The 24556-nt window shown below is 68.6% G+C and carries 19 protein-coding genes; 11 read left to right on the top strand and 8 right to left on the bottom strand.

Annotated features, from left to right (window positions below):
* Window positions 1-4: 4 nt before the first annotated feature.
* The 4 genes from COA07_RS00785 to COA07_RS00770 all read left to right on the top strand — a co-directional run bounded on the left by COA07_RS00785 (window position 5) and on the right by COA07_RS00770 (window position 5081).
* The gene (locus COA07_RS00785; RefSeq protein ID WP_066710979.1) at window positions 5-2041 is read left to right on the top strand and encodes an NAD(+) synthase; all 2037 of its coding nucleotides are present in this window, start codon (window positions 5-7) and stop codon (window positions 2039-2041) included.
* A gap of 498 nt (window positions 2042-2539) precedes the next feature.
* Window positions 2540-3106: an SRPBCC family protein gene (locus COA07_RS00780; protein ID WP_066710981.1), complete on the top strand. Its 567-nt coding sequence runs from the start codon at window positions 2540-2542 to the stop codon at window positions 3104-3106.
* A complete protein-coding gene (locus tag COA07_RS00775) occupies window positions 3103-4284 on the top strand; it encodes a zinc-dependent alcohol dehydrogenase (RefSeq protein WP_066710983.1) in 1182 nt (393 codons plus the stop codon). Before COA07_RS00780 ends, COA07_RS00775 begins: the two co-directional genes overlap by 4 nt.
* A gap of 11 nt (window positions 4285-4295) precedes the next feature.
* The gene (locus COA07_RS00770) at window positions 4296-5081 is read left to right on the top strand and encodes an SDR family NAD(P)-dependent oxidoreductase (protein ID WP_066710985.1); all 786 of its coding nucleotides are present in this window, start codon (window positions 4296-4298) and stop codon (window positions 5079-5081) included.
* A gap of 42 nt (window positions 5082-5123) precedes the next feature.
* Here COA07_RS00770 and COA07_RS00765 read toward each other — a convergent pair whose 3' ends face one another.
* Window positions 5124-7427: a glycoside hydrolase family 3 N-terminal domain-containing protein gene (locus COA07_RS00765; RefSeq protein WP_066710986.1), complete on the bottom strand. Its 2304-nt coding sequence runs from the start codon at window positions 7425-7427 to the stop codon at window positions 5124-5126.
* Window positions 7428-7622: 195 nt separating this feature from the next.
* Here COA07_RS00765 and COA07_RS00760 point away from each other — a divergent pair, with 195 nt between their 5' ends.
* The 6 genes from COA07_RS00760 to COA07_RS00735 all read left to right on the top strand — a co-directional run bounded on the left by COA07_RS00760 (window position 7623) and on the right by COA07_RS00735 (window position 17388).
* A complete protein-coding gene (locus tag COA07_RS00760) occupies window positions 7623-8579 on the top strand; it encodes a LacI family DNA-binding transcriptional regulator (protein ID WP_245841939.1) in 957 nt (318 codons plus the stop codon).
* A 1-nt stretch (window position 8580) separates the two neighbouring features.
* Complete coding sequence (locus COA07_RS00755) at window positions 8581-10002, top strand: glucoamylase family protein (RefSeq protein WP_096640327.1); 1422 nt, start codon at window positions 8581-8583, stop codon at window positions 10000-10002.
* The gene (locus tag COA07_RS00750; RefSeq protein ID WP_066706231.1) at window positions 9999-11531 is read left to right on the top strand and encodes a tryptophan halogenase family protein; all 1533 of its coding nucleotides are present in this window, start codon (window positions 9999-10001) and stop codon (window positions 11529-11531) included. Before COA07_RS00755 ends, COA07_RS00750 begins: the two co-directional genes overlap by 4 nt.
* Before the next feature lie 259 nt (window positions 11532-11790).
* Entirely contained in the window at window positions 11791-14817 is a 3027-nt protein-coding gene (locus COA07_RS00745) for a TonB-dependent receptor (protein ID WP_245841938.1), read from the top strand.
* A gap of 58 nt (window positions 14818-14875) precedes the next feature.
* Entirely contained in the window at window positions 14876-15553 is a 678-nt protein-coding gene (locus COA07_RS00740) for a DUF6445 family protein (protein WP_066706188.1), read from the top strand.
* A gap of 2 nt (window positions 15554-15555) precedes the next feature.
* Complete coding sequence (locus tag COA07_RS00735; protein WP_066706185.1) at window positions 15556-17388, top strand: family 43 glycosylhydrolase; 1833 nt, start codon at window positions 15556-15558, stop codon at window positions 17386-17388.
* On the opposite strand, the gene asd is transcribed toward COA07_RS00735, so the two are convergent.
* On the bottom strand, window positions 17360-18214 hold the full coding sequence (asd, locus tag COA07_RS00730; RefSeq protein WP_245841937.1) for an archaetidylserine decarboxylase: 855 nt from the start codon (window positions 18212-18214) through the stop codon (window positions 17360-17362). The two genes, COA07_RS00735 and asd, sit on opposite strands and share 29 nt — an antisense overlap.
* Window positions 18215-18279: 65 nt before the next feature.
* Here asd and COA07_RS00725 point away from each other — a divergent pair, with 65 nt between their 5' ends.
* Entirely contained in the window at window positions 18280-19938 is a 1659-nt protein-coding gene (locus COA07_RS00725; protein WP_066706179.1) for an aminotransferase class III-fold pyridoxal phosphate-dependent enzyme, read from the top strand.
* A gap of 148 nt (window positions 19939-20086) precedes the next feature.
* Here the strand turns inward: COA07_RS00725 and COA07_RS00720 are convergent, their stop codons facing one another.
* The 6 genes from COA07_RS00720 to COA07_RS00695 form a co-directional block, all read right to left on the bottom strand.
* The gene (locus COA07_RS00720; protein WP_245841936.1) at window positions 20087-20731 is read right to left on the bottom strand and encodes a hypothetical protein; all 645 of its coding nucleotides are present in this window, start codon (window positions 20729-20731) and stop codon (window positions 20087-20089) included.
* Entirely contained in the window at window positions 20728-21363 is a 636-nt protein-coding gene (locus tag COA07_RS00715; protein WP_245841935.1) for a class I SAM-dependent methyltransferase, read from the bottom strand. Before COA07_RS00715 ends, COA07_RS00720 begins: the two co-directional genes overlap by 4 nt.
* A gap of 235 nt (window positions 21364-21598) precedes the next feature.
* The gene (gene rpsI, locus COA07_RS00710) at window positions 21599-22147 is read right to left on the bottom strand and encodes a 30S ribosomal protein S9 (protein WP_083956644.1); all 549 of its coding nucleotides are present in this window, start codon (window positions 22145-22147) and stop codon (window positions 21599-21601) included.
* Window positions 22147-22626 carry a 50S ribosomal protein L13 gene (rplM, locus tag COA07_RS00705; protein WP_082741059.1) on the bottom strand — a complete coding sequence of 160 codons (480 nt, stop codon included), beginning with the start codon at window positions 22624-22626 and terminating at the stop codon, window positions 22147-22149. The genes rpsI and rplM overlap by 1 nt, the downstream gene beginning before the upstream one ends.
* 131 nt (window positions 22627-22757) lie before the next feature.
* Window positions 22758-23489, bottom strand: a complete 732-nt coding sequence (locus tag COA07_RS00700; protein ID WP_066706171.1) for a hypothetical protein — start codon at window positions 23487-23489, stop codon at window positions 22758-22760.
* A gap of 20 nt (window positions 23490-23509) precedes the next feature.
* Complete coding sequence (locus COA07_RS00695) at window positions 23510-24550, bottom strand: COX15/CtaA family protein (RefSeq protein WP_066706167.1); 1041 nt, start codon at window positions 24548-24550, stop codon at window positions 23510-23512.
* Between the last annotated feature and the right edge of the window lie 6 nt (window positions 24551-24556).

Here is a 24556-nt window from a genome sequence, read left to right as displayed (position 1 = left end):
CGGCATGAACCCCGCTTTCCCCACGCTCCACCACCACCGCCTGCTGCGCGTCGCCGCCGCCACCCCGGCCGCGACCGTCGGCGATCCCGCGCGCAACGCGGCCGAGGCGATCGCGCTAGCCCGCCGCGCGCATGACGAGGGCGTGGACCTGGTCGTCTTCCCCGAACTCAGCCTCACCTCCTATGCGATCGACGACCTGCACCTGCAGTCCGCGCTACAGGCGGCGACCCGCGACGCGGTGGAGGCGGTGCGCGCGGCCAGCGCGTCGCTGCGCCCGGTGCTGCTGGTCGGCGCGGCGCTGGAACGCGGGGGACGGCTTTACAACTGCGCGGTGGCGATCGCGGGGGGGCGCGTGCTGGGGGTGGTGCCCAAGACGTTCCTGCCCAATTACCGCGAATATTACGAAAAGCGCTGGTTCGCCCCCGGCGCCGGGCTGACCGGGCTGACGATGCGGGTGGGCGATGCCGACGTGCCGTTCGGCACCGACCTGATCTTCGCCGCCGATGCGATGCCCGATTTCGTCTTCCACGCCGAAATCTGCGAGGATTACTGGGCCGCCACCCCGCCCTCTACGCTCGGCGCGCTGGCCGGTGCGCTGGTGTGCTGCAACCTGTCGGCGTCGAACGTCGTCATCGGCAAGTCGCGCGAACGCATGATGCTGTCCGCCGCGCAATCGGCGCGCGCGGCCTGCGCCTATGTCTATTCGGCGGCCGGGCCGGGCGAAAGCACCACCGATCTGGCATGGGACGGCCAGGGCAGCGTGCACGAACTGGGCGAGCTGCTGGCCGAATCGCCCCGCTTCGCGCGTGAGGCGGGGCTGGTCGCCGCCGACGTCGATCTGGAACGGCTGGTACAGGAACGCCTTCGCAACGGCACCTTCCACGATGCCGCGCGCCTCGCCGGGCATCCCGAAACGCGCGTCCGCCGGATCGCCTTTGCGTTCGCACCGTCGGGCGCCGACGTCGGGCTGCGCCGCGACCTGCGCCGCTTCCCGTTCGTGCCCAACGATCCCGCCGCGCTGGACGAGGATTGCTATGAGGCGTTCAACATCCAGGTACAGGGCATCGCCAAGCGGCTGGTCGCGTCGGGCGCACGGCGGCTGGTGATCGGCGTGTCGGGCGGGCTGGACAGCACCCATGCGCTGATCGTCGCGGCCAAGGCGCTCGACCGGCTCGGCCGCCCGCGCACCGATATCCTGGGCATCACCATGCCCGGCTTCGCCACCAGCGAGGGGACGAAGGGCAATGCCTGGACGCTGATGCGCGCGCTGGGCGTCACCGCGGAGGAAATCGACATCCGCCCCGCCGCCACGCGGATGCTGCAGGACATGGGCCACCCCTATGGCCGGGGCGAGCCGGTGTACGACGTCACGTTCGAAAACGTGCAGGCGGGCCTGCGCACCGATTACCTGTTCCGTATCGCCAACCAGCGCGACGGGCTGGTCGTCGGCACCGGCGACCTGTCGGAACTGGCGCTGGGCTGGTGCACCTATGGCGTCGGCGACCAGATGAGCCATTATGCGGTCAATGCCGGCGTGCCCAAGACGCTGATCCAGTTCCTGATCCGCTGGTGCATCGCCACCGACCAATATGATGCGGCGACCGACGCGGTGCTGGACGCGATCCTCAACCAGGAAATCTCGCCCGAACTGGTGCCGGGTGCGGAGCTGCAAAGCACCGAAAGCCGCATCGGCCCCTATGCGCTCAACGATTTCTTCGCGCATTACGTGATCCGCCATGGCCTCGCCCCGTCGAAGGTCGCGTTCCTGGCGTGGCATGCGTGGCGCGATGCCGGCGCGGGGGCGTGGCCGCTCGGTTACCCGGACGGCGCGCGCGTCGCCTACGATCTCGACATGATCCGCCACTGGCTGGAACGCTTCCTGTTCCGCTTCTTCCAGATCAGCCAGTTCAAGCGCTCGGCGATCCCCAACGGGCCGAAGGTATCGTCCGGCGGCGCCCTCTCCCCCCGCGGCGACTGGCGCGCCCCGTCGGACGGCACTGCCGACGTCTGGCTCGCGGAACTGGCCGCCAACGGCCCGTAAGCCCGAAGATCACCCCGACACGTCGCCCAAACCGTCGCCCTAGCCCCAAACCGTCGCCCCAGCGAAAGCTGGGGCCTCCCGGAGGCTCCAGCGGCAACGTCACCTCACAAGCGCGCAGCCCCACCCACACCGTCACCCCGGCGAACACGAGACCGTCGCAAAACCCACTCCCGTCACCCAGGACGTGTTCCGGGGTCCACCGTCCCGCAAACACCACCGCCTGCGACCGGCCGCACAGCCGAACCCAGGCCACGTCCGCCACGACGGATCACCCCCGCCCTGTCCTACACCAGCCCCGCCGCGCTACCCCGTGGCGATGCCCCTCGCCCGCCCCTCAACATTCGCCGCCGACCCCGCCAGCGTCTCAACATTCGCAACATTCGCCGGCCGCCCCCCGCCGCCGACAGACATGCTGATCCACATCAACGCTTTGATTTTTCATCGGAACAGGATGGCCCACCCCGCGCTTGACCGGCTTCGCAACAACGGAGCCGCCCCATGGCCGAACAGCACGACGACGGGTCTGCCGCCGCCTCCAAGCACCGGCGCGCCGCTGGCGACGCCTTCGCGCACGATACCGGCGACGCGATCACCGCGCAGGCGGTGACGATCAACCGCCCGGTGGGCGAGGTCTATGCCTTCTTCCGCGATTTCACCAACCTGCCGACCTTCATGGAAAATGTCGTCTCGGTCGATCTGCTGGAAGACGCCCGCTCGCACTGGGTGGTCAAGGCGCCCGGCGGCGGCACGGTCGAATGGGACGCGCGGCTGACCGCGCAGGAGGCGAACAGCCTGCTGGAATGGACCAGCGAGGAAGGCGCCGACGTCCCCAATTCGGGCCGCGTCACCTTCCGCGATGCCGGCGCGCGCGGCACGGTGGTGACCGCCACGATCGTCTACGACCCGCCCGGCGGGATCGTGGGCAAGGTGATCGCCAAGATGTTCCAGCGCGAACCCGCGATCCAGGCGCGCCGCGACCTGCGCCGGTTCAAGCAGCTGATGGAAACCGGCGAGATCGCCACCCCGGCGATGAACCTGCGCCAGTTCGAGGAGATGGGGCTGTGAAAGCGATCGCCTGGCATGGAAAGCACGACGTGCGCGTCGATACCGTCGACGATCCCGGCATCATCAACCCGCGCGACGCCATCATCAAGGTGACGTCGACCGCCATCTGCGGCTCCGACCTGCACCTGTACGACGGCTATATCCCGACGATGCAGTCGGGCGACATCCTGGGCCATGAATTCATGGGCGAGGTGGTCGACGTCGGCCCCCGATCGACGCTGAAGAAGGGCCAGCGCGTCGTGGTCCCCTTCACCATCTCGTGCGGCAGTTGCTACCATTGCGGAAAGCAGCAGTTTTCCGCCTGCGACAACGGCCTGCCCGCCGACAATCAGGATATTGCCCAGCAATTGTACGGCCAGCCGATGAGCGGGCTGTTCGGCTACAGCCACATGACCGGCGGCTATGCCGGCGGGCAGGCTGAATATGTCCGCGTGCCGTTCAGCGACGTCGGCCCGATCGTCGTGCCCGACGGGGTGGAGGACGAACAGGTCCTGTTCCTGTCCGACATCCTGCCCACCGGCTGGATGGCGGCGGAGAATGCCGATATCGAACCGGGCGACACGGTGGCGGTATGGGGCTGCGGCCCGGTGGGGCTGTTCGCGATCCAGTCGGCGTTCCTGATGGGTGCCGAGCGAGTGATCGCGATCGACCATTTCCCCAACCGCCTCGCGCTCGCCAAACGCTTCGGCGCGCAGATCGTCAATTACGAGGAAACGGCCGTCTATGACGCGCTGATGGAGATGACCGGCGGGATCGGCCCCGACGCGGTCATCGACGCGGTCGGGCTGGAGGCGCACGGCTTCTTCGTCGACAACGTCATCGACCAGATCAAGGCATCGACCTTCCTTGGCACCGACCGCGCGCACGCCAACCGCCAGGCGATCATCGCCTGTCGCAAGGGCGGCCGCGTGTCGATGCCGGCGGTCTATGGCGGGTTCGTCGACAAATGGCCGCTGGGCGCGTTCATGGAAAAGGGGCTGACGCTCAAGACCGGGCAGACCCATGTGCAACGCTACCTGCCCGCGCTGCTGACCGCGATCCTGGAGGGGAAGATCGACACCACCTTCCTCATCTCGCACCGCATGCCGCTCAGCGCTGGGCCGGAGGGGTATCGCCTGTTCCACGATCAGCAGGACGAGGTGACCAAGATCGTCCTGAAACCCGGCATGGACCGCTGAGGAGAGCCGACATGGCCAATAAATTCGCGATCATCACCGGCGCATCGACCGGTATCGGGTTCGAACTGGCGACACTGGCGGCGAAGAACGGCTACGACATTCTGGTCGTCGCCGACGAGCCGCTGATCGACGCCGCCGCCGCCGACTTCCGCCAGTTCGGCACCGGGGTGACGCCGGTCGAGGCCGACCTGTCGACCATCCAGGGCGTCGACCGGTTGCTCGATGCGGCACAGGGGCGGCAGGTCGACCTGTTGTGCGCCAATGCCGGGCGCGGGCTGGGGCGCGGGTTCCTGGAACAGGACGTTGCCGACTGGCGCCGCGTCGTCGACACGAACATCACCGGTACGCTCTATCTGCTCCAGCGCGTACTGCGCGACATGACCGCGCGCGATGCGGGCAAGGTGCTGGTCACCGGGTCGATCGCCGGCTTCATCCCGGGAAGCTTCCAGGCGGTCTACAACGGGACGAAGGCGTTCGTGGACAGCTTCACCGATGCGCTGCGCGACGAATTGCGCGATTGCAAGGGGATCACGCTGACCACGCTGATGCCGGGGCCGGTCGACACCGAATTCTTCGACCGGGCCGACATGATGGACACCGACGTCGGCACCTCGGATCGCAAGTCCGATCCGGCGAAGGTGGCGCAGGACGGCTGGGACGCGCTGATGGCCGGGCGCCACTTGATCGTGTCGGGCTGGAAGAACAAGCTCCAGGCCGCCGTCGCGCACGTCGTCCCGCCCGAGGTGACCGCCCGGATGCACCGCAACATGGCCGAACCGGGCACTGCGAAGGACTGACGCCCCCCCCCCACCCCGCCGCGGCGAAGGGGCGCCGCGCGGTCAGGCTGCGCGTAGCTCGAACGTCCCCTTCACCCCCTCGGCCTGTGCCGATGGCGCGATCCACAGGTCGAACTGCCCCGGCTCGACGGTCGGCTTCATCTCCAGCCCGATGAACTCCAGGTCGGCACGCGTCAGCCGGAACGTCACCGTCTCGCGCGCGCCGGGGGCCAGCGCAACCTTGCGGAACGCCTTCATCTCGCGCACCGGCCGGGTGATGCTGGCGACCCGGTCGTGGACGTACAGCTGCACCACCTCCTCCGCCGCGCGCGTGCCGGTGTTGGCAACCGTGGCGGACACTTCCAGCGTCCCGTCCCACGCCATCGTGGCGGGCACGCGCAGGTCCGAATAGGCGATCTTGCCATAGGTCAGACCATGACCGAACGGGTACAGCGCCTCGTTCAACGTGGTGCGGTACTTGGCCTTGTACGGCTCGGTCAGCGTTGCGGCCGGTCGCCCGGTCGCCTTGTGCGCATAGTGATACGGCTCCTGCCCGCTTTCGTACGGGAAGCTGCACGGCAGCCGCCCCGACGGGCTGTACGCCCCGAACAGCACGTCGGCGATCGCATGGCCGCTCTCCGACCCCAGGAACCACGTCACCAGGATCGCCGGCGCCGCGCGCACCGCGCCCGCCAGCGCCAGCCCGCGCCCGTTCTTGAGGACGACGACCACCGGCTTGCCGGTCTTCGCCACCGCCTCAGCCAGTTCCTGTTGCGGCGCGGGCACGACGATCTCAGTCCGCGACTGCGCCTCGCCTGACATGCTTTCCGACTCGCCGATCGCCAGCACGACGACGTCCGCCGCCTGCGCCGCCGCCACCGCCGCCGCGATCCCGCCCGGCAGCGCCTGCTCGACACCCGACCCGGCGGTGACGGTCACGCTCGCCACGCCCGCCGCGCGCACGCCGGTGGCCAGATCGACCGCCTGCGCATTGTCGCCATAGACGACCCACGGTCCGTTCAGGTCGTGCTGCCCCTCGGCGAACGGCCCGATCAGCGCGACCTTCGCAGATTTTGACAGCGGCAGCACGTCGCCGTCGTTCTTCAGCATCACGATCGACCGCCGCGCCGCCTCCCGCGCCAGCGCCAGGCTAGGCTTGGCGCGGGTACGCGCCTTCTCGCGCTTGGCGTCGATGCGGCGGAACGGATCGTCGAACAGCCCCAGCATGTGCTTGGCGGCCAGCACGCGGCGGACCGATCGGTCGAGCACTTCCTGCGGGACGGTGCCGTCGCGCACCAGCCCGGGCAGGTGCAGCCAGTAATTGTTGCTGGCCATCGACATGTCGACGCCCGCCAGGAACGCGATCCGCGTCGCGTCGCGCGAATCCCTGGCGAAGCCCGCCGCGATCATTTCCTCGTCGCCGGTATAATCGCCGACGATGAAGCCCTTGTAGCCCCATTCGTCGCGCAGGATCTTCTGCAACAGCCACGGATTGCCGTGCGAGGGGATGCCGGCGATCTCGTTGAACGACGCCATGCCGCTGCCCGCCCCCGCACCGAAACCGGCGCGATACGGCGGCAGATACACCTCGCGCAGCGTCCGTTCGGACAGGTCGACGCTATTGTAATCCAGCCCCGATTCCCCGGCGCCATAGGCCGCGAAATGCTTGACGCACGCCATCACCGCATCGTTCGCGGTCAGGTCGTCGCCCTGGAACCCCTTGACCCGCGCGACCGCGAACAGCTCTCCCAGCCGCGGGTCTTCGCCCGCGCCCTCCATCGTCCGGCCCCACCGCTGGTCGCGCGCGATGTCGACCATCGGGAAGAACGTCCAGTCGATCCCCGCGCCCGCCGCCTCGTATGCGGCGACCCGGGCGGTGCGACGCGCCAGATCGGGTTCGAAGCTCGCCGCCTCGCCCACCGGCACCGGGAAGATCGTGCGATGGCCGTGGATGACGTCCGCGGCGAAGATCAGCGGGATCTTCAGCCGCGACTGGCGCATCACCGCGGTCTGCATCCGGCGCGCCATCTCCGCGCCATTGCCGTTGAACACGCCGGTGATCCGCCCCGCGACCACATCGGCCAGCTGCCCGTCGAAACTGGGGCCGTTAGTGGGCGGGTTCAACGCGGTGGCCACGCCCCCGCCCCAGGCGGCGGGCATCAGGTTCAGCTGCCCGCACTTCTCCTCGATCGTCATCCGCCCGATCAGCGCCTCGACCGACGCCGGCAGGCCGCCCGCCTCCGCCGCATCCAGCATCGCGCGCGCGGGGCTTGCCGCCCATGCCGCGATCGCACCGGCACCCAGCAGCGCGCCGCGCCGCGTGATCGTGCCGGACGCCGGGCGCGTGGTGGTGGTGGTATCGCTCATCGCATCTCTCTCCCTGACGGCCCCGGGCCGGGCCGGCGCGCGATTCGAAATCGCTTTCGCCGCGCCATGTAACCGGTTACGTAGCCGTTGCCGGGCAAATGCGGCAAACGGTTTTTGGAAGGGGAGCGTGGCAGGATCATGGCGTCGTCGACGATTCGCGATGTAGCCCGCGCCGCCGACGTATCGGTCGCCTCCGTGTCCCGCGTGCTCAACGATCACGCCAACGTCCATCCCGACACGCGCGAGCGGGTCCGTGCCGCTATCTCGGCGCTGGGATATGTGCCCCATGCCGGTGCGCGCAGCCTGTCGCTGGCGCGTACACAGGCGATCGGCGTCGTCCTGCCCGACCTGCACGGGGAGTTCTTCTCGGAAATCGTGCGCGGCATGGATCGCGCGGTGACGCCCGCGGGCTATCACCTGCTGCTGTCGAACATGCACGCCGATGCCGAACTGGCGGCACAGGCGATGCGCACGATGCGCGGCCGGGTCGACGGACTGATCGTGATGGCGCCGCACCTGACCGCCGATGCGCTGGAGGCGGCGCTGCCGCGTGGGCTGCCGACGGTCATGCTCAATACCGTTCCGTCGGGCGATCGCGCGGGGATACGCGTCGACAATGCCGCCGGCATCCGCGCCGCCGTCGCGCATCTGGCCGCGACCGGACGACGCGCGCCGGTGCATATCGCCGGCCCGGTCGGCAATGTCGATGCGGTCGCGCGCCGCGACGCCTTTGCCGCCGCGATGCGCGATCATTTCCCCGACGCGCCGGTACGGATCGTCGCAGGCGACTTCTTCGAGGAATCCGGCACCGCGGCGGTCGCCGCGCTGGTCGCGGAGGGCACGCCGTTCGACGCGGTCGTCGCCGCCAACGACATGATGGCGTTCGGCGCGCTGCAGGCGCTGCGCGATGCCGGGCGCCAAGTGCCCGAGCAGGTAGCAGTGACCGGGTTCGACGACGTGCCGCTCGCCCGCTACCTGGGCCTGACCACCGCGCACGTCCCGCTGGTCGACATGGGATCGCGCGCGATCGACCGGCTGCTGGCGCTGATCTCGCCCGGCCTGTCATCCGCCACGCACGGCGCGCGCGACCCCGACCTCATCATTCCCGAACTGATCGTCCGTCGCAGCAGCGGCGCTCCGGAGACCCTTTGACATGACCATCGTCACCGACCGCCGCGCGCTGATCGGCGGGGCCATGGCCGTCGGCGCCGCCAGCTTCGCCCCCGTCGCCGCGGGCGCGCCGGCCGCGCCGGCGCTGCCCGCGTGGTTCGGCGACCTCGAACGGCGCACCTTCGACTTCTTCTGGAACACCGCCAATCCGCGAAACGGACTGGTGCCGGATCGCTGGCCGACGCCGGCCTTCTCCTCGATCGCGGCGGTCGGCTTCGGACTGACGGCCTATCCGATCGGCGTGGAGCGCGGCTGGATCACCCGCACCCAGGCCCGCGCCCGCACGCTGGCGACGCTGCGCACCTTCGACACCCTGCCGCAGGGCGATGCGCGCAGCGGCACCGCCGGGCACAAGGGGTTCTTCTACCACTTCCTCGATATGGAAACCGGGCTGCGCTTTCGCGAGACGGAATTGTCGAGCGTCGATACGACCCTGCTGTTCCTCGGCATCCTGTTCGCCGGCGCATGGTTCGACGGCGCCGACGCGGACGAGGCGGCGATCCGCCGACTGGCGCAGCGCATCGTCGACCGTGCCGACTGGCGCTGGTTCACCAACGATCGCGGCACGGTGTCGATGGGCTGGCACCCCGAACGCGGCTTCATCGAACGCGCGTGGGACGGCTATAACGAAGGGATGATGGTCTATATCGTCGGCTTGGGCTCTGGCGCGCGGCCACTGGCGGATGGCGCGTGGGACGCCTGGTCGTCGACCTATTCGGCGTTCTGGCGCGGCAAAGGCGCCACGCGCCACCTCGCCTTCGCCCCGCTGTTCGGCCATCAGTACAGCCAGATGTGGATCGACTTCCGCGGCATCCGCGATGCCACGATGCGCCGCGAGCGGCTCGACTATTTCGAGAACAGCCGCCGCGCCACCTATGCCAACCGTGCCTATTGCATCGCCAATCCGATGCGCTGGGACGGGTATGGCCGCGATATCTGGGGGCTGACCGCCTGCGACGGCCCCGCCGACGTCACCTTGCCGTTCAAGGGGCGGCAGGCGACCTTCTTCGGCTATTCCGCCCGCGGCCCGCTCGGCCAGCCGGACGAGCGCGACGACGGCACGCTTGCCCCCACCGCCGCGCTCGGCAGCCTGGCGTTCGCGCCCGACATCGTCGTGCCGGCCGCCAATGCGATGCGCCGCTGGCCGGGCCTGTACGGCCGCTACGGCTTCCTCGACAGCTTCAACCCCAGCTTCCGCTACGACGTGCCCAAGGTATCGACCGGCACCGTCAGCAAGACCAGCGGCTGGGTGGCGAAGGATTATCTGGGCATCGACCAGGGCGCGATCCTGGGCGCGATCGCCAATACCCGCAACGAAGGCGTCTGGCGTGTCATGCGCCGCTCCCCCGTGATCCGCCGCGGGCTGGAGCGCGCGGGCTTCACCGGCGGGTGGCTGGCGCGATGAACGACGGGCTGGCGCGCGCGGTGCGCAAGGTCACGATCGTCGGCGGCGGCACGGCGGGGTGGATGGCGGCGGCGCTGCTGTCGCGGCTGTTCGCCGGCGGGGGGTTCGATATCCGCCTGATCGAATCGGACGAGATCGGCACGATCGGCGTCGGCGAGGCGACGATCCCCGCGATCCGCACCTTCCTGGAACTGGCCGGGCTGGATCAGGTGGAGATGATCCGCGCGACCCAGGCGACGTTCAAACTGGGGATCGAATTCGTCGACTGGCGCGCGAAGGGCACCAGCTACATCCACGGCTTCGGCACGATCGGGCAGGATCTGCTGTGGCTGCATACCCACCAGTTCTGGCTCAAATATGCCGCGCGCGGTCAGGCGAAGCCGTTCGATTTCTACGCGCTCAACTGCCTGGCGGCGCGGCGCAACCGCTTCTGCATGCCCGACGCGCGCAACCCGGGTTCGCCGCTGGCGGGGCTGGACTATGCCTATCATTTCGACGCCTCGCTGTTCGCCCGGCATCTGCGCGCCCAGTCGGAGGCCCGCGGCGTCACGCGGATCGAGGGGCGGATCGTCGACATCGTCTGCCGCGGCGAGGACGGGCATGTCGACCATGTCGTGCTGGCGGACGGCCGGACGGTGGACGGCGACCTGTTCATCGACTGTTCGGGGATGCGCTCGCTGCTGCTCGGCCAGGCGCTGGGCGTGGGGTATGAGGACTGGCGCCACTGGCTGCCGTGCGACCGTGCGCTGGCGGTGCCGTGCGCCAGCGTCGCGCCGCTGACCCCCTATACCCGCTCCACCGCGCGCGATGCCGGGTGGCAATGGCGCATCCCGCTTCAGCACCGCATCGGCAACGGCCATGTCTACGCCAGCGATCACATCTCGGACGACGATGCCGCCGCCACGCTGCTCGCGCACCTCGATGCCGCGCCGCTCGCCGACCCGCGCCCGGTGCGCTTCGCGCCCGGCCGCCGCCTGCGCGCGTGGGAGAAGAACGTCGTCGCGATCGGCCTGTCGAGCGGGTTCCTGGAGCCGCTGGAATCGACCAGCATCCACCTGATCCAGACCGCGTTGCTGCGGATCGTCGCGCTGTTCCCGGGCGAGGGCGTGAAGCCCGCCGACGTCGCCGAATACAATCGCCAGACCGCGTTCGAGATGGCCGACATCCGCGACTTCATCATCGCGCACTACAAGGTGACCGAGCGCGAGGACACGCCGTTCTGGGCCTACGTCAAGCACATGGCGATCCCGGATTCGCTGGCCGAGCGGCTGGAGCTGTTCCGCACCTCGGCGCGCTTCTTCCTGCACTCGCGCGCCGAGCTGTTCCGCGAGGAAAGCTGGGTGCAGGTACTGATCGGCCAGGGGCTGGCGATGCGGCACGATCCGATGGTCGATCTGATCCCCGACGCCGACGCGCTCGCGTACCTGCGCGATATCGAAGCGGTGATCGACGACGTCGCCGCGCGGATGCCCGATCACGCCGCCTTTGTGGCGCGCAACTGTAGCGCGGCGGCCACACCCGCGCGCTGAGCGGCACGGCCGTAACGACATATGCCCGAACCGGATTGACTTTCGACCGGCATTGGCGCTTCCAGAACGCGACGGAACAGGGGTTGCTTCGTCGCGAGTTGTAACCGGTTACGGAGGCACATCCGAACCGTTGCTTGATAACGAACTGTAACCGGTTTCACAGGGCCGGTCTGGGGAGGAACTGAACATGCGGTCTCGTTTGCCTTCGGGTCACGCTTTGGCACTCGGCATTTCGTCACTGGCGCTTGGCGCCGCGCTGATGGCGCCGTCAGCGGCTATCGCTCAGGCCACCTCCGCCGTCCGCGGCACCGTCGTCGGCGCGCGCCCGGGCACCACCGTGACGGCGATCGACGGCAATACCGGTCAGCGCATCACCGCACGTACCGGTGCCAACGGCACGTACGCCATTACCGGCCTGCGTCCGGGCACCTACCGCATCGAGGTTGAGGGTCGCCAGCCGCGCAGCGTCGTGCTGCCCGTCGGCCTGACCATCACGTTCGATGTCCCGGAGGGCGGCGCGCCTGCCGAGGGCGCCGGTGCGGGGGCGCCCGCAGAGGCCAGCGGCAACGACATCGTCGTGGTCGGCACCCGCCAGCAGGAAGTGCGCAGCGCGACCGTTTCGACCAGCGTCAGCCAGGCGCAGATCGAAAACCTGCCGCAGAACGACCGTAACTTCCTCAACTTCGCCGCGCTGGCGCCGGGCGTCAACGTCTCGCCGTCCGCCGGTGCGCGCCGGGTTCAGGCGGGCGCGACCAGTGCGGACAACATCAACGTCTTCATCGACGGCCTCAGCCTGAAGAACCCCGTCAACCACGGCGGCGTCGCCGGCCAGAACTTCTCGCTGGGCAACCCCTTCCCGCAGTCCGCAATCCAGGAGTTCAAGGTCGATACCCAGAACTTCAAGGCGGAATATGAGCAGGCCGGCTCCGCGATCATTACAGCGGTCACGAAGACGGGCGGCACCGAATTCCACGGCGGCGCCTTCGGCGAGTGGCAGCCCAAATCGTTCATCGGCCGTCCGTTCTTCGATCGCCCGGGCAATGCCAACAATCCTACCGGCGCCATTGCCAAGCCGGATTACAACCGCTGGCAATATGGGGCGGACCTGGGCGGCCCGATCATCAAGGACGTGCTCCACTTCTTCGCCGCCTTCGAGGGTACCGACCAGAAGCTGGCCTCCGACGCGATCAACCTGCAGACGTCGCAGGGCGTGCCCGCCGCGATCGCCAGCCGCTACAACGGCACCGCACCGAAGGATTTCAGCCAGCGGCTGTACTTCGGCAAGCTGACGTTCTTCGCCACCGACGCCGACACGGTGAACCTCAGCACCTTCCTGCGGCGTGAAAGCAACCTGTCCGACTTCGGCGGCACCTCGGTCCCGGAACATGGCCGCACGCTGGAAAGCAACAACGACCTGTTCCAGTTCGAATGGGCGCACCGCGGCACCAACTGGCTGAACGAATTCACCGTCGCCTATCAGAAGGTGCAGAACGGCACGCCGCGCGTCACGCAGGCGCCGGAGCAGATCCTGACCCCCGGTCGTGTCCCCCCGGCTCTTCAGCCGAGCACGGACACGATCGCCGCACTGGGTGGCGCGTCGTTCGAACAATATGACAAGCAGCGCACGCTGACGATCAAGAACAACGTCACGCTGACCGGCGACACCCACATCATCAAGGGCGGCCTGCGCCTGGCGTTCAACAAGCTGTCGCGCGAGGAAGACTTCCGCGGCAACGGAACCTATTTCTTCGAAGGCCCCAACTACACCTCTTTCGATGCCTCGACACCGTTCGCCGCCGAGGTATCGACCGTCCCGGTACGCGCGGCACAGACCAACAACACCCAGGTCGGCGTGTTCATCCAGGACGACTGGACGCCGGACGATCACTGGACGGTCAACGCCGGCATCCGCTGGGATTTCGAAACCGACGCCAAGAACGAGAATTTCGTCACCCCGTCGGCGATCGCCAATGCGCTGCGCAACTATGCCGGCTGGCAGGCTGCCGGGATCAACGCGGAGGATTACATCTCAAATGGCGACAACCGTCGTCCGTACTGGAAGGCGTTCCAGCCGCGCATCGGCGTCTCCTACGACGTCAAAGGCGACCGCGACCTGATCCTGTTCGCCGGTGCCGGCCGCTATTTCGACCGCCCGCTGTTCATCACCGCCGGCATCGAGACCATCAAATCCTATTATCAGTCGACGTCGCGCCTGAACTTCTGCGACGGCCCGAACCAGCCGACCTGCGTCGCGGTGGCCGCGGCCAGCGGCGGGACGCTGCCGCGCAGCTACACGCAATACAATCCGGCGTTCAAGAACGTCGACACGCTCCGCGCCGCGGCGATCGCCCAGGGACAGGGCGGCGACGTCTGGCTGCTGAACAACGATACGAAGCTGCCCTATTCGGACCAGTTCAACATCGGCATCCGCAAGCGGTTCGGCCCGGTGCAAACGTCGCTGGCGTTCAGCCACATCCGCAGCCACAACATCTTCCAGTTCGTCCGCGGCAACCGCTACTCGAACGGCTGGTACACGCGCCTGCTGCAGCGTGACGGGGCTGGCAACGTGATCGGCTGCACCGATGGCGGCAACACCTGGATCCAGGACCAGATGCCCGATGTCGACTTCGCTGCATGTCCGGCGAAGGCGGGTGATCTGGCCGGCTACAACGGCAAGCTGAACATCGGCCGCAACGATGGCGAAGCGGTGTACAACGCGATCTACATCACCGCAGAGAAGCCGTATTCGGATGCCTCGGGCTGGGGCTTCACCACCTCGCTGACGCTGCAGCGTCCGCGCACCAACGTCGCGCAGGAACTGGGTTCGGACGAATTCTTCAACGGCCCCGATCAGCGCGTCTATGGCTGGCAGAACGTGCCGGGCACCGAGAAGTATCGCTTCGTCGGCACCGGTATCGTCAAGCTGCCGTTCGACGTCCGCTTCTCGGGCACCCTGACCCTCGGGTCCGGGCCGTCGTTCGGCAATATCGTCTTCGGCCTGCCCAACCAGCCCCAGGAAGCGTGCTGCTTCGGCAACCTGGGCGGGAAGTTCTACCCGAAGGAAACCTTCGCCTATTCGAACCTCGACCTGCGGGTCGCAAAGACGTTCGAAATGCCGTGGGGCCATGATCTGGAGGCAAGCTTCGCCGCCTTCAACGTGTTCGACACCGTCAACCGCAACTATTCGGCATGGGGCGCCGGTTCGGGCCAGAACCCGACGTTCGAGGAGAACGGCACGGTCGGCAACGCCCGTTCGTTCCAGGCGGGGCTGAAGTACCGCTTCTAATCCGGTCGGGGCGATCGCCTGGCGGTCGCCCCGCCCCTGTTGCACCGGGAGAGCGGCGATGGTCCCGCAGCTGCTGCGCTTCGGGAGGGGCGAGCATCGCGTCGTCCAGCTCGACGGGCTGGATATCGACCCTGCCGGCGTGGTCGATATCGCCGCCGCGCTGGCGCCCTTTCCGCGCGGGCCGAACCCCAATTATCCCGGTGTCCGCCGCGTCCTGCGCGAGGCGGATACCGGCGCCTTCGCTTATGCCTGTGCGCTGCTGGAGGCGTGCGCGCCCTATATCGGCGGGGCGTTCGACATGGACGGCTTTGACCTGATCGAGGCGAGCTTCTCGATCGTCACCACCGCTCCCGACCGGCTCGCGCCGGCGCAGCGCGCGCCGCATGTCGATTCCGCCGATCCGCGCTATCTGGCGGTAATGCACTTCCTCGGCGGGGTGGCGGGCAGCGGCACCGCTTTCTACCGCCAGCGATCGACCGGGATCGAGGCGGTGACGCCCGCCACCCTGGCCACCTTCGTCGCGGCGGCACGGCGCGAATCCGGGACGCTCGCCGGCTACATCGACGGCAGCAACGCCGCGTTCGAGGAGATCGGGCGCGTCGCCGCGGCGCCCGGCCGCGTCCTCATCTATCAGGGCGCGCTGCTCCATTCCGGCATCATTCCGCCCGATCTGCCGCTCGACCCCGATCCGCGTCGCGGGCGGCTGACCGCCAATCTGTTCGTCAAGGGGCACTGACCATGTACCGCTTCCTGCCAGCGACCGCGATGGCGGCACTCGTTGCCGCCCCCACCCCCGTCCTCGCCAAGACCTACGCCAACCCGATCGACGTCGATTACCGCTACAATTTCGAACAGACGAACGAGGGCATCTCCTATCGCACCGGCGCCGACCCGGTGATCGTCCGGTTCAAGGGCGCCTATTACCTCTGCCTGACGCTGGCGGACGGCTATTGGCGCTCCGACGATCTGGTGAGCTGGCTCTTCGTCACGCCCAGTCGCTGGCCGATGAACAGCATCGTCGCGCCCGCGGTCACCTCGGATGGCGAGCGGCTGCTCATCATGCCGTCGATGACCGATCAGGGGACGATCCTGTCGACCAGCGACCCGGCCAGCGGGAAGCTCGATTTCTTCGTGCGCCGGATGCCGGTGCTGCCCGGGGCGGTGAAATCGGGGCTGGAGGATACGATCAGGCCGGGTCAGATCCCGCCCGGGCCATGGGATCCCGCGCTGTTCCAGGACGACGACCGGCGCTGGTATCTCTACTGGAATTCCTCGAACGTCTTCCCGCTGTACGGCGCGCCGGTGACCTTCGCCGACGGGCGGATGACCTATGACGCGCCGGCCGCGCCGCTGCTGTCGCTCCACCCCGACGTGCACGGCTGGGAACGCTTCGGTCAGGATCACAGCGGCGGGCTGCCCGACGGCACGCCGATCAAGCCGTTCATGGAAGGGGCGTGGGTCAACAAGGTCGGCGGGCGCTATTACCTGCAATATGGCGCGCCGGGGACGGAATATAACGTTTACGCCACCGGCGTGTACGTGTCGGACAAGGCGATGGGGCCGTTCACCTACGCCCCCTACAACCCGGTCGGGTACAAGCCCGGCGGGTTCGTACAGGGCGCGGGGCACGGCTCCACCTTCCAGGACGCCTATGGCAATTGGTGGAACACCGGCACGCCATGGATCGGCTATAACTGGACGTTCGAACGGCGCGTCGGCCTGTGGCCGGCGGCGTTCGCCGCGGACGGGCAGATGTCGGTCTCAACCCGCTTCGGCGACTTTCCGCACCGGATGCCGGATGGCCCGGTCGGCGATCCGGAATCGCTGTTCACCGGCTGGATGCTGCTGTCCTACCGCGCGAGCGCCATCGCCTCGTCCACCCAAGGGGAGCATCCCGCCGCCGACGTCACCGACGAGAACCCGCGCACCTTCTGGCTGGCCGGCGCCAACCGCGCGGGCGAGACGCTGACGCTCGACCTGGGCACCATCAAGACCGCGCGCGCGGTACAGGTGAACTTTGCCGACTACAAGTCCGGCCGGTTCGGCGACGCGGACGACATCTACACCGAATTCCGGTTGCAAGGCTCGCGGGACGGCACGCAATGGGAAACGATCGCGCAGACCGATCACGGCGCAGGCCGGCGCGACCGGCCCAACGCCTATTTCGAACTGCCGCGCCCTGCCCGCCTGCGCTATGTGCGCTACGTCCACGGCCATGTCGGCGCCGCCCATCTGGCGATCAGCGACATTCGCATATTCGGCAACGGCGGCGGCACGGCGCCCGCCCGCCCCGCCAGCGTCACCGCGACGCGCGATCGCGATACCCGCAACGCGCGTATCGCCTGGGCGCCGGTGAAGGGGGCGACCGGCTACAATGTCCGCTGGGGTATCCGCCCCGATCGCCTCGCGCTGACCTATCAGGTCTTCGCCGATACGTTAAAAAGCGACAACGGCCGCGCGTATCTCGACCTGCGCGCGCTCGACGTCGGGCAGGATTATGTCGTCGCGGTGGAGGCGTTCAACGACAGCGGCGTCTCTCCGCTCAGCCAGCGTCGCCCGCTGCGCCGCTGACCCGCGCCAGCGCCATGCCGGCGCGGATCGGCGCGCCCTCGACCAGCGCGGGGTCGAGCGTCACGCCGCGCGACACGAACACGATGATGGTGGAGCCATGCTCGAACCAGCCCATCTCGTCCCCCCTGGCGGCGCGCGCCGTGCAGGCGACGCGCGCGCCGCCCTGCTCGCGCAGTGTCCGTCGGGTGTCCATGAACGACAGCCGGATGCTCGCTACCAAGATCGCGGCGACCGGCACCAGCAGCATCGGCGTGCCGCCCGCGTCCAGCCGCGTTTCGATCACCGCACGTTCGTTGCGGCAGAACAATCGCTCGACCCGCTTGAGCGCGATCGGGTTCACGTTCCAGCAGTCGCCCGACAGATACGTCACCCCCTCCACCGTCAGGTCCGCGGGCGCGTGGAAGCGGTGGTACATCGCCGCGGTCAGCCGCAGCGTGACGAACGACCCGTCGCGATACCGCTCGACCAGCGCCGGATCGGGGATCAAATCGCCCAGGCGATAGGGAAAGCCCTTCACCTGATAGACGCGGTCGCCCTCGATCCGCCCATGCGCGCCGACGATCGCATCGCACGGGCTGGCGATCACCGCCGGATCGGCATCGAACGCGCGCGCACCGGGGCGCAGCCGCCGGACGAAGCCGTCGCGCAGGCTGGCGAAGCGGGTCGTTTCCGCATCCGACAGGTCGACGTCGGAAAAGAACCGCCACGCCGCCACCGCCGGCCGCGCGATCAAAGGATGCTCGATCGCCGCGATCCGCCCGACGATCCGCGTCGCCAGCCGCCGCGGAATACGGTTGGTCAGCAGGAAATTCAGGTCTTCCTGCATCAAGAGGCGAAGGAAAGCACCGCGCATTGTCACACCTGCGTCATCGTGAGGGAGTGGAAGGCGCCATGCAGAACAGCAAGCTTGCCGCCGCCATCGCCGCCGGTACCGCCGCCGGGATCGTCGCCGTCGCCAAGGCGCGCACGCGCCTGCGCCTGTCGCGCGCCAAGCATCCGTCGCTGGGCGGGCATGTCCGCATGGCCAAGCGGGTGGCGGGGCAGATCCCCTTCTACACCCACCCGGAGGAATCCTTCTTCCGCGCCGACGGCGCCGACGACGCGGTCGCCGCCCGCCGCCGCGACGGCCTGCAACGCCTGTCGACGCTGTTCGCGCAGCGGTTTCCGCAGACGCTGGCGCTGACCGCGGAGACGCGCGCCGGCCTGTCCGACCTGCAATTCACCGGCCGCTACCGCGTCCCCTTCCCGTTCAGCGCGGTCGTCCGCGACAAGCTGCCCAGCGGCGCGTTCCTGGAACGGTCCGACGGCGCGTGGCTGGTCGACCTGGACGGCAACCGTCTGATCGACCTGACCGGCTCCTATGGCGTCAACCTGTTCGGCAACGATTTCTACAAGGCGACGATGCGCGAGGCGCTGGAGACCGCCGAGCCGCTGGGCGGCGTGCTGGGGGCGTTCCACCCGATCGTCGCCGACAATGTCCGGCGCCTGCGCGACCTGTCGGGGCTGGACGAGGTGTCGTTCCACATGTCCGGTACGGAAGCGGTGATGCAGGCGGTGCGGCTGGCGCGCTATCACACCGGGCGCCGCCGGCTGGTCCGCTTCGCTGGCGCCTATCACGGCTGGTGGGGCGATGTGCAGCCGGGCATCGGCAATCCGGTCCCCGCCGACAACACGCTGACGCTGGCCGACATGTCGGAACGCACGCTGGAGGTGCTGGCGACGCGCAAGGATATCGCCTGCGTGCTGGTCAACCCGCTTCAGGCGCTCCACCCCAATGCCGGCGCCCCGTCGGACAGCCAGCTGGTCGACAGCGGACGCCGCGCGGGTGCCGATCTGGAGGCCTATGCCGGCTGGCTGCGGCGGCTGGCGGCGGTATGCCGCACCAACGGCATCATGCTTATCATGGACGAGGTGTTCGTCGGCTTCCGCCTGGCGCCGGGCAGCGTCGCACGCCGTTTCGGCCTGCAACCCGACATGATCACCTGGGGCAAGACGCTGGGCGGCGGCCTGCCGATCGGCGTGCTGACCGGGCGCGCGGACCTGATGAAGCGGTGGCGCGACGATCGCCCGATCGACATCTGCTTCGCGCGCGGCACGTTCAACTCGCACGCCTATGTCATGGCGGCGACCAACGCCTTCCTGCGCCGGCTGGAAACGCCCGAGATCCGCGCGCTGTACGACGGCGTGGACGAACGCTGGGACGCGCGCGCCGCGCGGCTCAACGTCATGCTCGCCGACGCCGGACTGCCGGTCGGCGTCGCCAATCTCTCGACGATCTGGACGGTGCTCTACACCCGCCCGTCGCGCTACAACTGGATGCTGCAATATTACCTCCGCGCCGAGGGGCTGGCGCTCAGCTGGGTCGGCACCGGGCGGCTGATCTTCAGCCTGGATATCGACGAGGCGCTGTTCGACGAGATCGCGCGCCGCTTCGTCGCCGCCGCGCGCGCGATGCAGGCGGACGGCTGGTGGGATGGCCCGGAGACGACCGACAAACAGCTGCGCCGCCGCGCGCTGAAGGAGGCGCTGCGCGCCCGGCTGGGGCGATAGCGCCTCGGCCAGACGCTCGGCCCCTTTGCGCACCCTCACCCGCAACGTCATCCCAGCGAAGGCTGGGATCTTTCGCCGTTCACGCGGCACGGGAGCCGCGGGAGGCCCCAGCCCGCGCTGGGGCGATGTCGCGCACCCCCGCCCCGTCTCACACCGCGGCGTGGTGATCCGATCGCTGGCCCTTCAGCAGCTTGACCGGCGCCGTGCGATACAGGCGGAAATCGGTGAACGGATCGGTGACGATCTTGGTGGCCCACACGATCCCGGTTTCCAGATCGCGCTGGATCCACAATTGCGTCACCCGCAGCACGATCGCGCCCACGCCCAGCAACAGCCAGCCGAACCCGACATGGCGCAGGAAGCCCATCGTCCCCGCCGGTTCGTCCAGCATGCCGAACAGCGTCGGCTGAGCCGCCAGCACCGCCGGCACCGCCAGCCACAGCCCCATCAGCACGTATTTGCGCATCAGATTGTAGCCTACCTTCACCTCTTCCTTATATTCGTTCGTCACGTCATTCTCGTGATCGTAGCCCTTCGGCTCGAAAAAGAAGTGCCCGGCCTGCCGGCTGGTCATCGCCACGCCCCACGCCAGCAGGCTGGCCAGCGCGACGTCGACGAACAGCAGCGCGTAGGCGGTCATGAAGGTGCAGGCGCTGACGAAATGCAGGCTCTGGTTGACCAGATCGTGGTGATAGAAACGGTGGTCGTCCCACCGTTGCTCGGCCAGCTGCGCGCGGAAACCGGGATTTCCCTGTTCGTCCTCGAAACGAAGCTTGCGGATCGCCGGCATCATGCATTCTCCCGCTTGGCGATACGGACCAGCGAGAAATGCCCCAGCGGCGGTATCTCGCGCTTCTCGATCAGTTCGACGTCACCGCGCGTCGCGATCCAGTCGGTATAGAGCGCGAACGGGAAGTCGGTGCGGAACCCCAGCCGGCTGGTGATCGGCATCAACGTCTTCTCGATCGCGCCGCGCACGCCCTGTTCGGCGCCGACCCGGGTGGTGATGATGATCTCCCCGCCCGGGCGGCACACGCGCGCGAATTCGTCCAGCGCGCGCGCGGGATTGGCGACCGCGCTGACGACATATTGCGCGACCACCACGTCGAAGCTCTGGTCGGCGAAGTCGAGCGCCTCGGCATCGCCGACGCGGATCGCGTCGATGTTGCGCAGGCCCAGCCGCGCGACGCGGTCGCGCGCCTTGTCCAGCATGTCCTCGGAGATATCGACACCGGTCACCCGGCTGCCCGCGGCATAGCCGGGCAGCGAGATGCCCGTGCCCACGCCCACTTCCAGGATACGTCCGCCGATCCGGTCGGCGGCGCGGATCGCGCTCGCCCGCCCCTGGCGGAACACCGGCCCGAACACCAGGTCGTAAATCGGGGCCCACCGGTCATAGGCCTGGGCCACGCCCGCCGTCGTCATCGTCGCTGTCATGTCAGCCGCTCAACCTTACGCTAGTCTGCGCGCGGGGCCGGTTCGCGACCCGACGTCGTAAGGATGCTGTCGCCGGTTTTCATGTCACCGTGACGACGATTGGGTTACCGGCGCCGTCACCGAAACGACGCGCGACTGACACATCACGCGAAAGGGGCGACCCGTCGCCGGATCGCCCCTTCGTTTCCCATCCTGCCGGATCGCATGGCGATCCGGGGAGAGCTTAGCGCTTCGAGAACTGGAAGCTGCGACGCGCCTTCGCGCGGCCGTACTTCTTGCGCTCGACGACGCGGCTGTCGCGGGTCAGGAACCCGGCGGCCTTCACCGGCGCGCGCAGCGCCGGCTCGTACTTGGTGATCGCCTGGCTGATACCGTGCTTCACCGCGCCGGCCTGACCCGACAGGCCGCCGCCCTTGACGGTGCAGACGACGTCATACTGACCTTCGCGCTCGGTGATGCCGAACACCTGGTTGATGACGAGACGCAGCGTCGGACGCGCGAAATAGATTTCCTGGTCGCGGCCGTTGATGGTGATCTTCCCCGAACCCGGCTTCAGCCAGACGCGCGCGACGGCGTCCTTGCGGCGGCCGGTGGCATAGGCGCGGCCGTACTTGTCGAGTTCCTGCGGACGCAGCGGCGCGCGCTGCACCGGGGCTTCGACCTCACCGGCCAGATAGGCCTCGGCGGAGGCGTCGGCCTGCTCGACCGCGCCCTCGCGCTGCTGCTGCAGCGCGGCGCCCAGATCGGAAAGGGACTGGCGGTTGTCGGACATTATGCGCCCACCTTGTTCTTGCGGCTCATGCCGGCGATGTCGAGGACTTCGGGGTTCTGCGCCTCATGCGGGTGTTCGGCGCCCTTGAAGATGCGCAGGTTGCGCATCTGCTGGCGGCCCAGCGGCCCGCGCGGGATCATGCGCTCCACGGCCTTTTCCAGAACGCGCTCGGGGAACTTGCCCTCCAGCACCTTCTGCGGCGTGATGCCCTTGATGCCGCCGGCATAGCCGGTGTGCTTGTAATAGACCTTGTCGGTCAGCTTGTTGCCGGTGAACCGCACCTTGTCCGCGTTGATGACGATGACATTGTCACCGCAATCGACGTGCGGGGTGAACGACGGCTTGTGCTTGCCGCGCAGGACGTTGGCGATCACCACTGCGGCGCGGCCGACCACCAGGTCGGTGGCGTCGACGATGTGCCACTTCTTCTCCACCTCGTGCGGCTTGGCCGCCTTGGTGGTCTTCATCAGCGCCTTCATGGGGCTTCAGACCTTATGTTCGCGTCGAAAAGAAAAAGACGCGCCATCCCGCCGGACATGCGCGCCGTTGGCGGTCGCATTGCCGCCGCGCCGCGCGAAAGTCAACATTTCGGGGGCATTCCTGACGGGTATTATGATACCACAGGGGTCAGGCGGAGAGTGACGGTCTTCACCAGCGACGCCGCGCCGTCACGCGACCGGCGCTGCTCCACCACCTCTTGCGCCAGTCCCGACCGTGGCGCGAGGCGTACCCGCCGGCGGAGCGCGAACACGGCCTGGCCGTCCGCCCCGGCGACATCCGTCGCGACGATGATCGCGTTGCCGATGACCTCGGTCGTCTCCACCCCGCTCGCCCGGCCCGACGTGCCGTCATGGCGCGCATATGGCAGCGTGACGGGACGCTCACCCGGCTTGCGCGACGTCAGGTCCGCCGCAATCGCCGCGGTCAGCGGCTCGGCCAGGATGATGTCGCGCTGCGCGGCGGGCACCGCGTCGTGCAGCCGCAGCGCCGCGGCGTTCGCCGTCCCGATCGCCGACAGCGCGGCGCGCAAGCGCGCCCATGCCCCGTCGCGATCGCGCACGCCGGTCAGCCGCCCCTCGCGGTCCAGCTCGACCTCCACCGGCACCGCCGCCATCGCGCGCTGTACCGCGCGATAGCCGTCGTCGCCCGCGACGCTGTCGGGCACGATCCGCATCGTCGCGGTATAGCCGGCGCCGTGACGCGCGAACGTCACGATGCGCGTCGTCGCGAAGCGGCGTACCTGCCGCCCGTCGTCGCGCTCCTCGATCCGTTCCAGCCGATAGGCGCCGGCAGCGGGTGCGAAGCGCGCATCGGCGGGCGCGGCGGCAAGGAAAGCCGCCATCGCCAGCCATGCCGATCGCCTCATGCCGGGCGGCGGCCCACCACATGCGCCGCCGATACCGCCGCGATCAGCAGCAGCGCGGCATTCGCCTGATGCGCGACCGCGACGACGATCTGCACGCCCGTCAGCAGCGTCGCGATCCCCAGCACGATCTGCGCCGCCACCAGCGCGACGACCGCCGCCGCCACGCCCGGCGCGCCTGCCCGGCGCGCCCGCACCGCCAGCCACACCAGCGCCCCCGCGGCGGCGAACGCCAGCCAGCGGTGGATGAACTGCACAACCACCGGATTGTCGACCGCATTGGTCCATGCCGGGGCCAGCATCGGCACGTTCGCCGGGAACAGCGCGTCGCCCATCAGCGGCCAGCTGGCAAAGGCATAGCCCGCGTCCAGCCCGGCGGTGAACGCCCCGAACACGATCTGGACCGCCAGCGCCGCCAGCGCCACCACCGCCACGCCGCGCAGCCGCGCGGGCCGCGCCAGCGGGTTGCGGGCCAGTACGCGCAGGTCGCGCGCGGTCCACACGATCCCCGCCAGGATGAACAGCGCGGTCCCCAGATGCACCGCCAGCCGCACATGGCTGACGTCGGTACGCACCGACAGGCCGCTGGCGACCATCCACCAGCCGATCGCCCCCTGCAGCCCGCCCAGCGCCAGCAGCGCGGTCAGCCGCCAGCCATAGCCGCGCGGGATCCGCCGCCGCACCGCGAACCAGATCAGCGGCAGGGCGAACGCCAGGCCGATCACCCGCCCCAGCAGCCGGTGGACATATTCCCAGAAGAAGATCGCCTTGAACCCTGCCAGCGTCATGCCGCGGTTCAGTTCCTGATATTCCGGAATGCGCTGGTAATTGGCGAATTCGGCCTGCCATTGCGCATCGTTCAGCGGGGGCACGATGCCGCTGATCGGTTTCCATTGCGTGATCGACAGCCCCGATTCGGTCAGCCGGGTGATCCCGCCGACGATCACCATCGCGACGATCAGCGCCGCGACCATGTACAGCCACCGCGCGACGGTCGCGGGACGGGCGGAAACGGAGTATCCGGAACTGGCCTGAAGCATGGCGCC

The organism is Sphingomonas adhaesiva, from assembly GCF_002374855.1.
Lineage (GTDB): Bacteria > Pseudomonadota > Alphaproteobacteria > Sphingomonadales > Sphingomonadaceae > Sphingomonas > Sphingomonas adhaesiva.
Note: the sequence above shows the minus strand (reverse complement) of the source record. Positions and strands in the feature narration are given on the sequence as shown.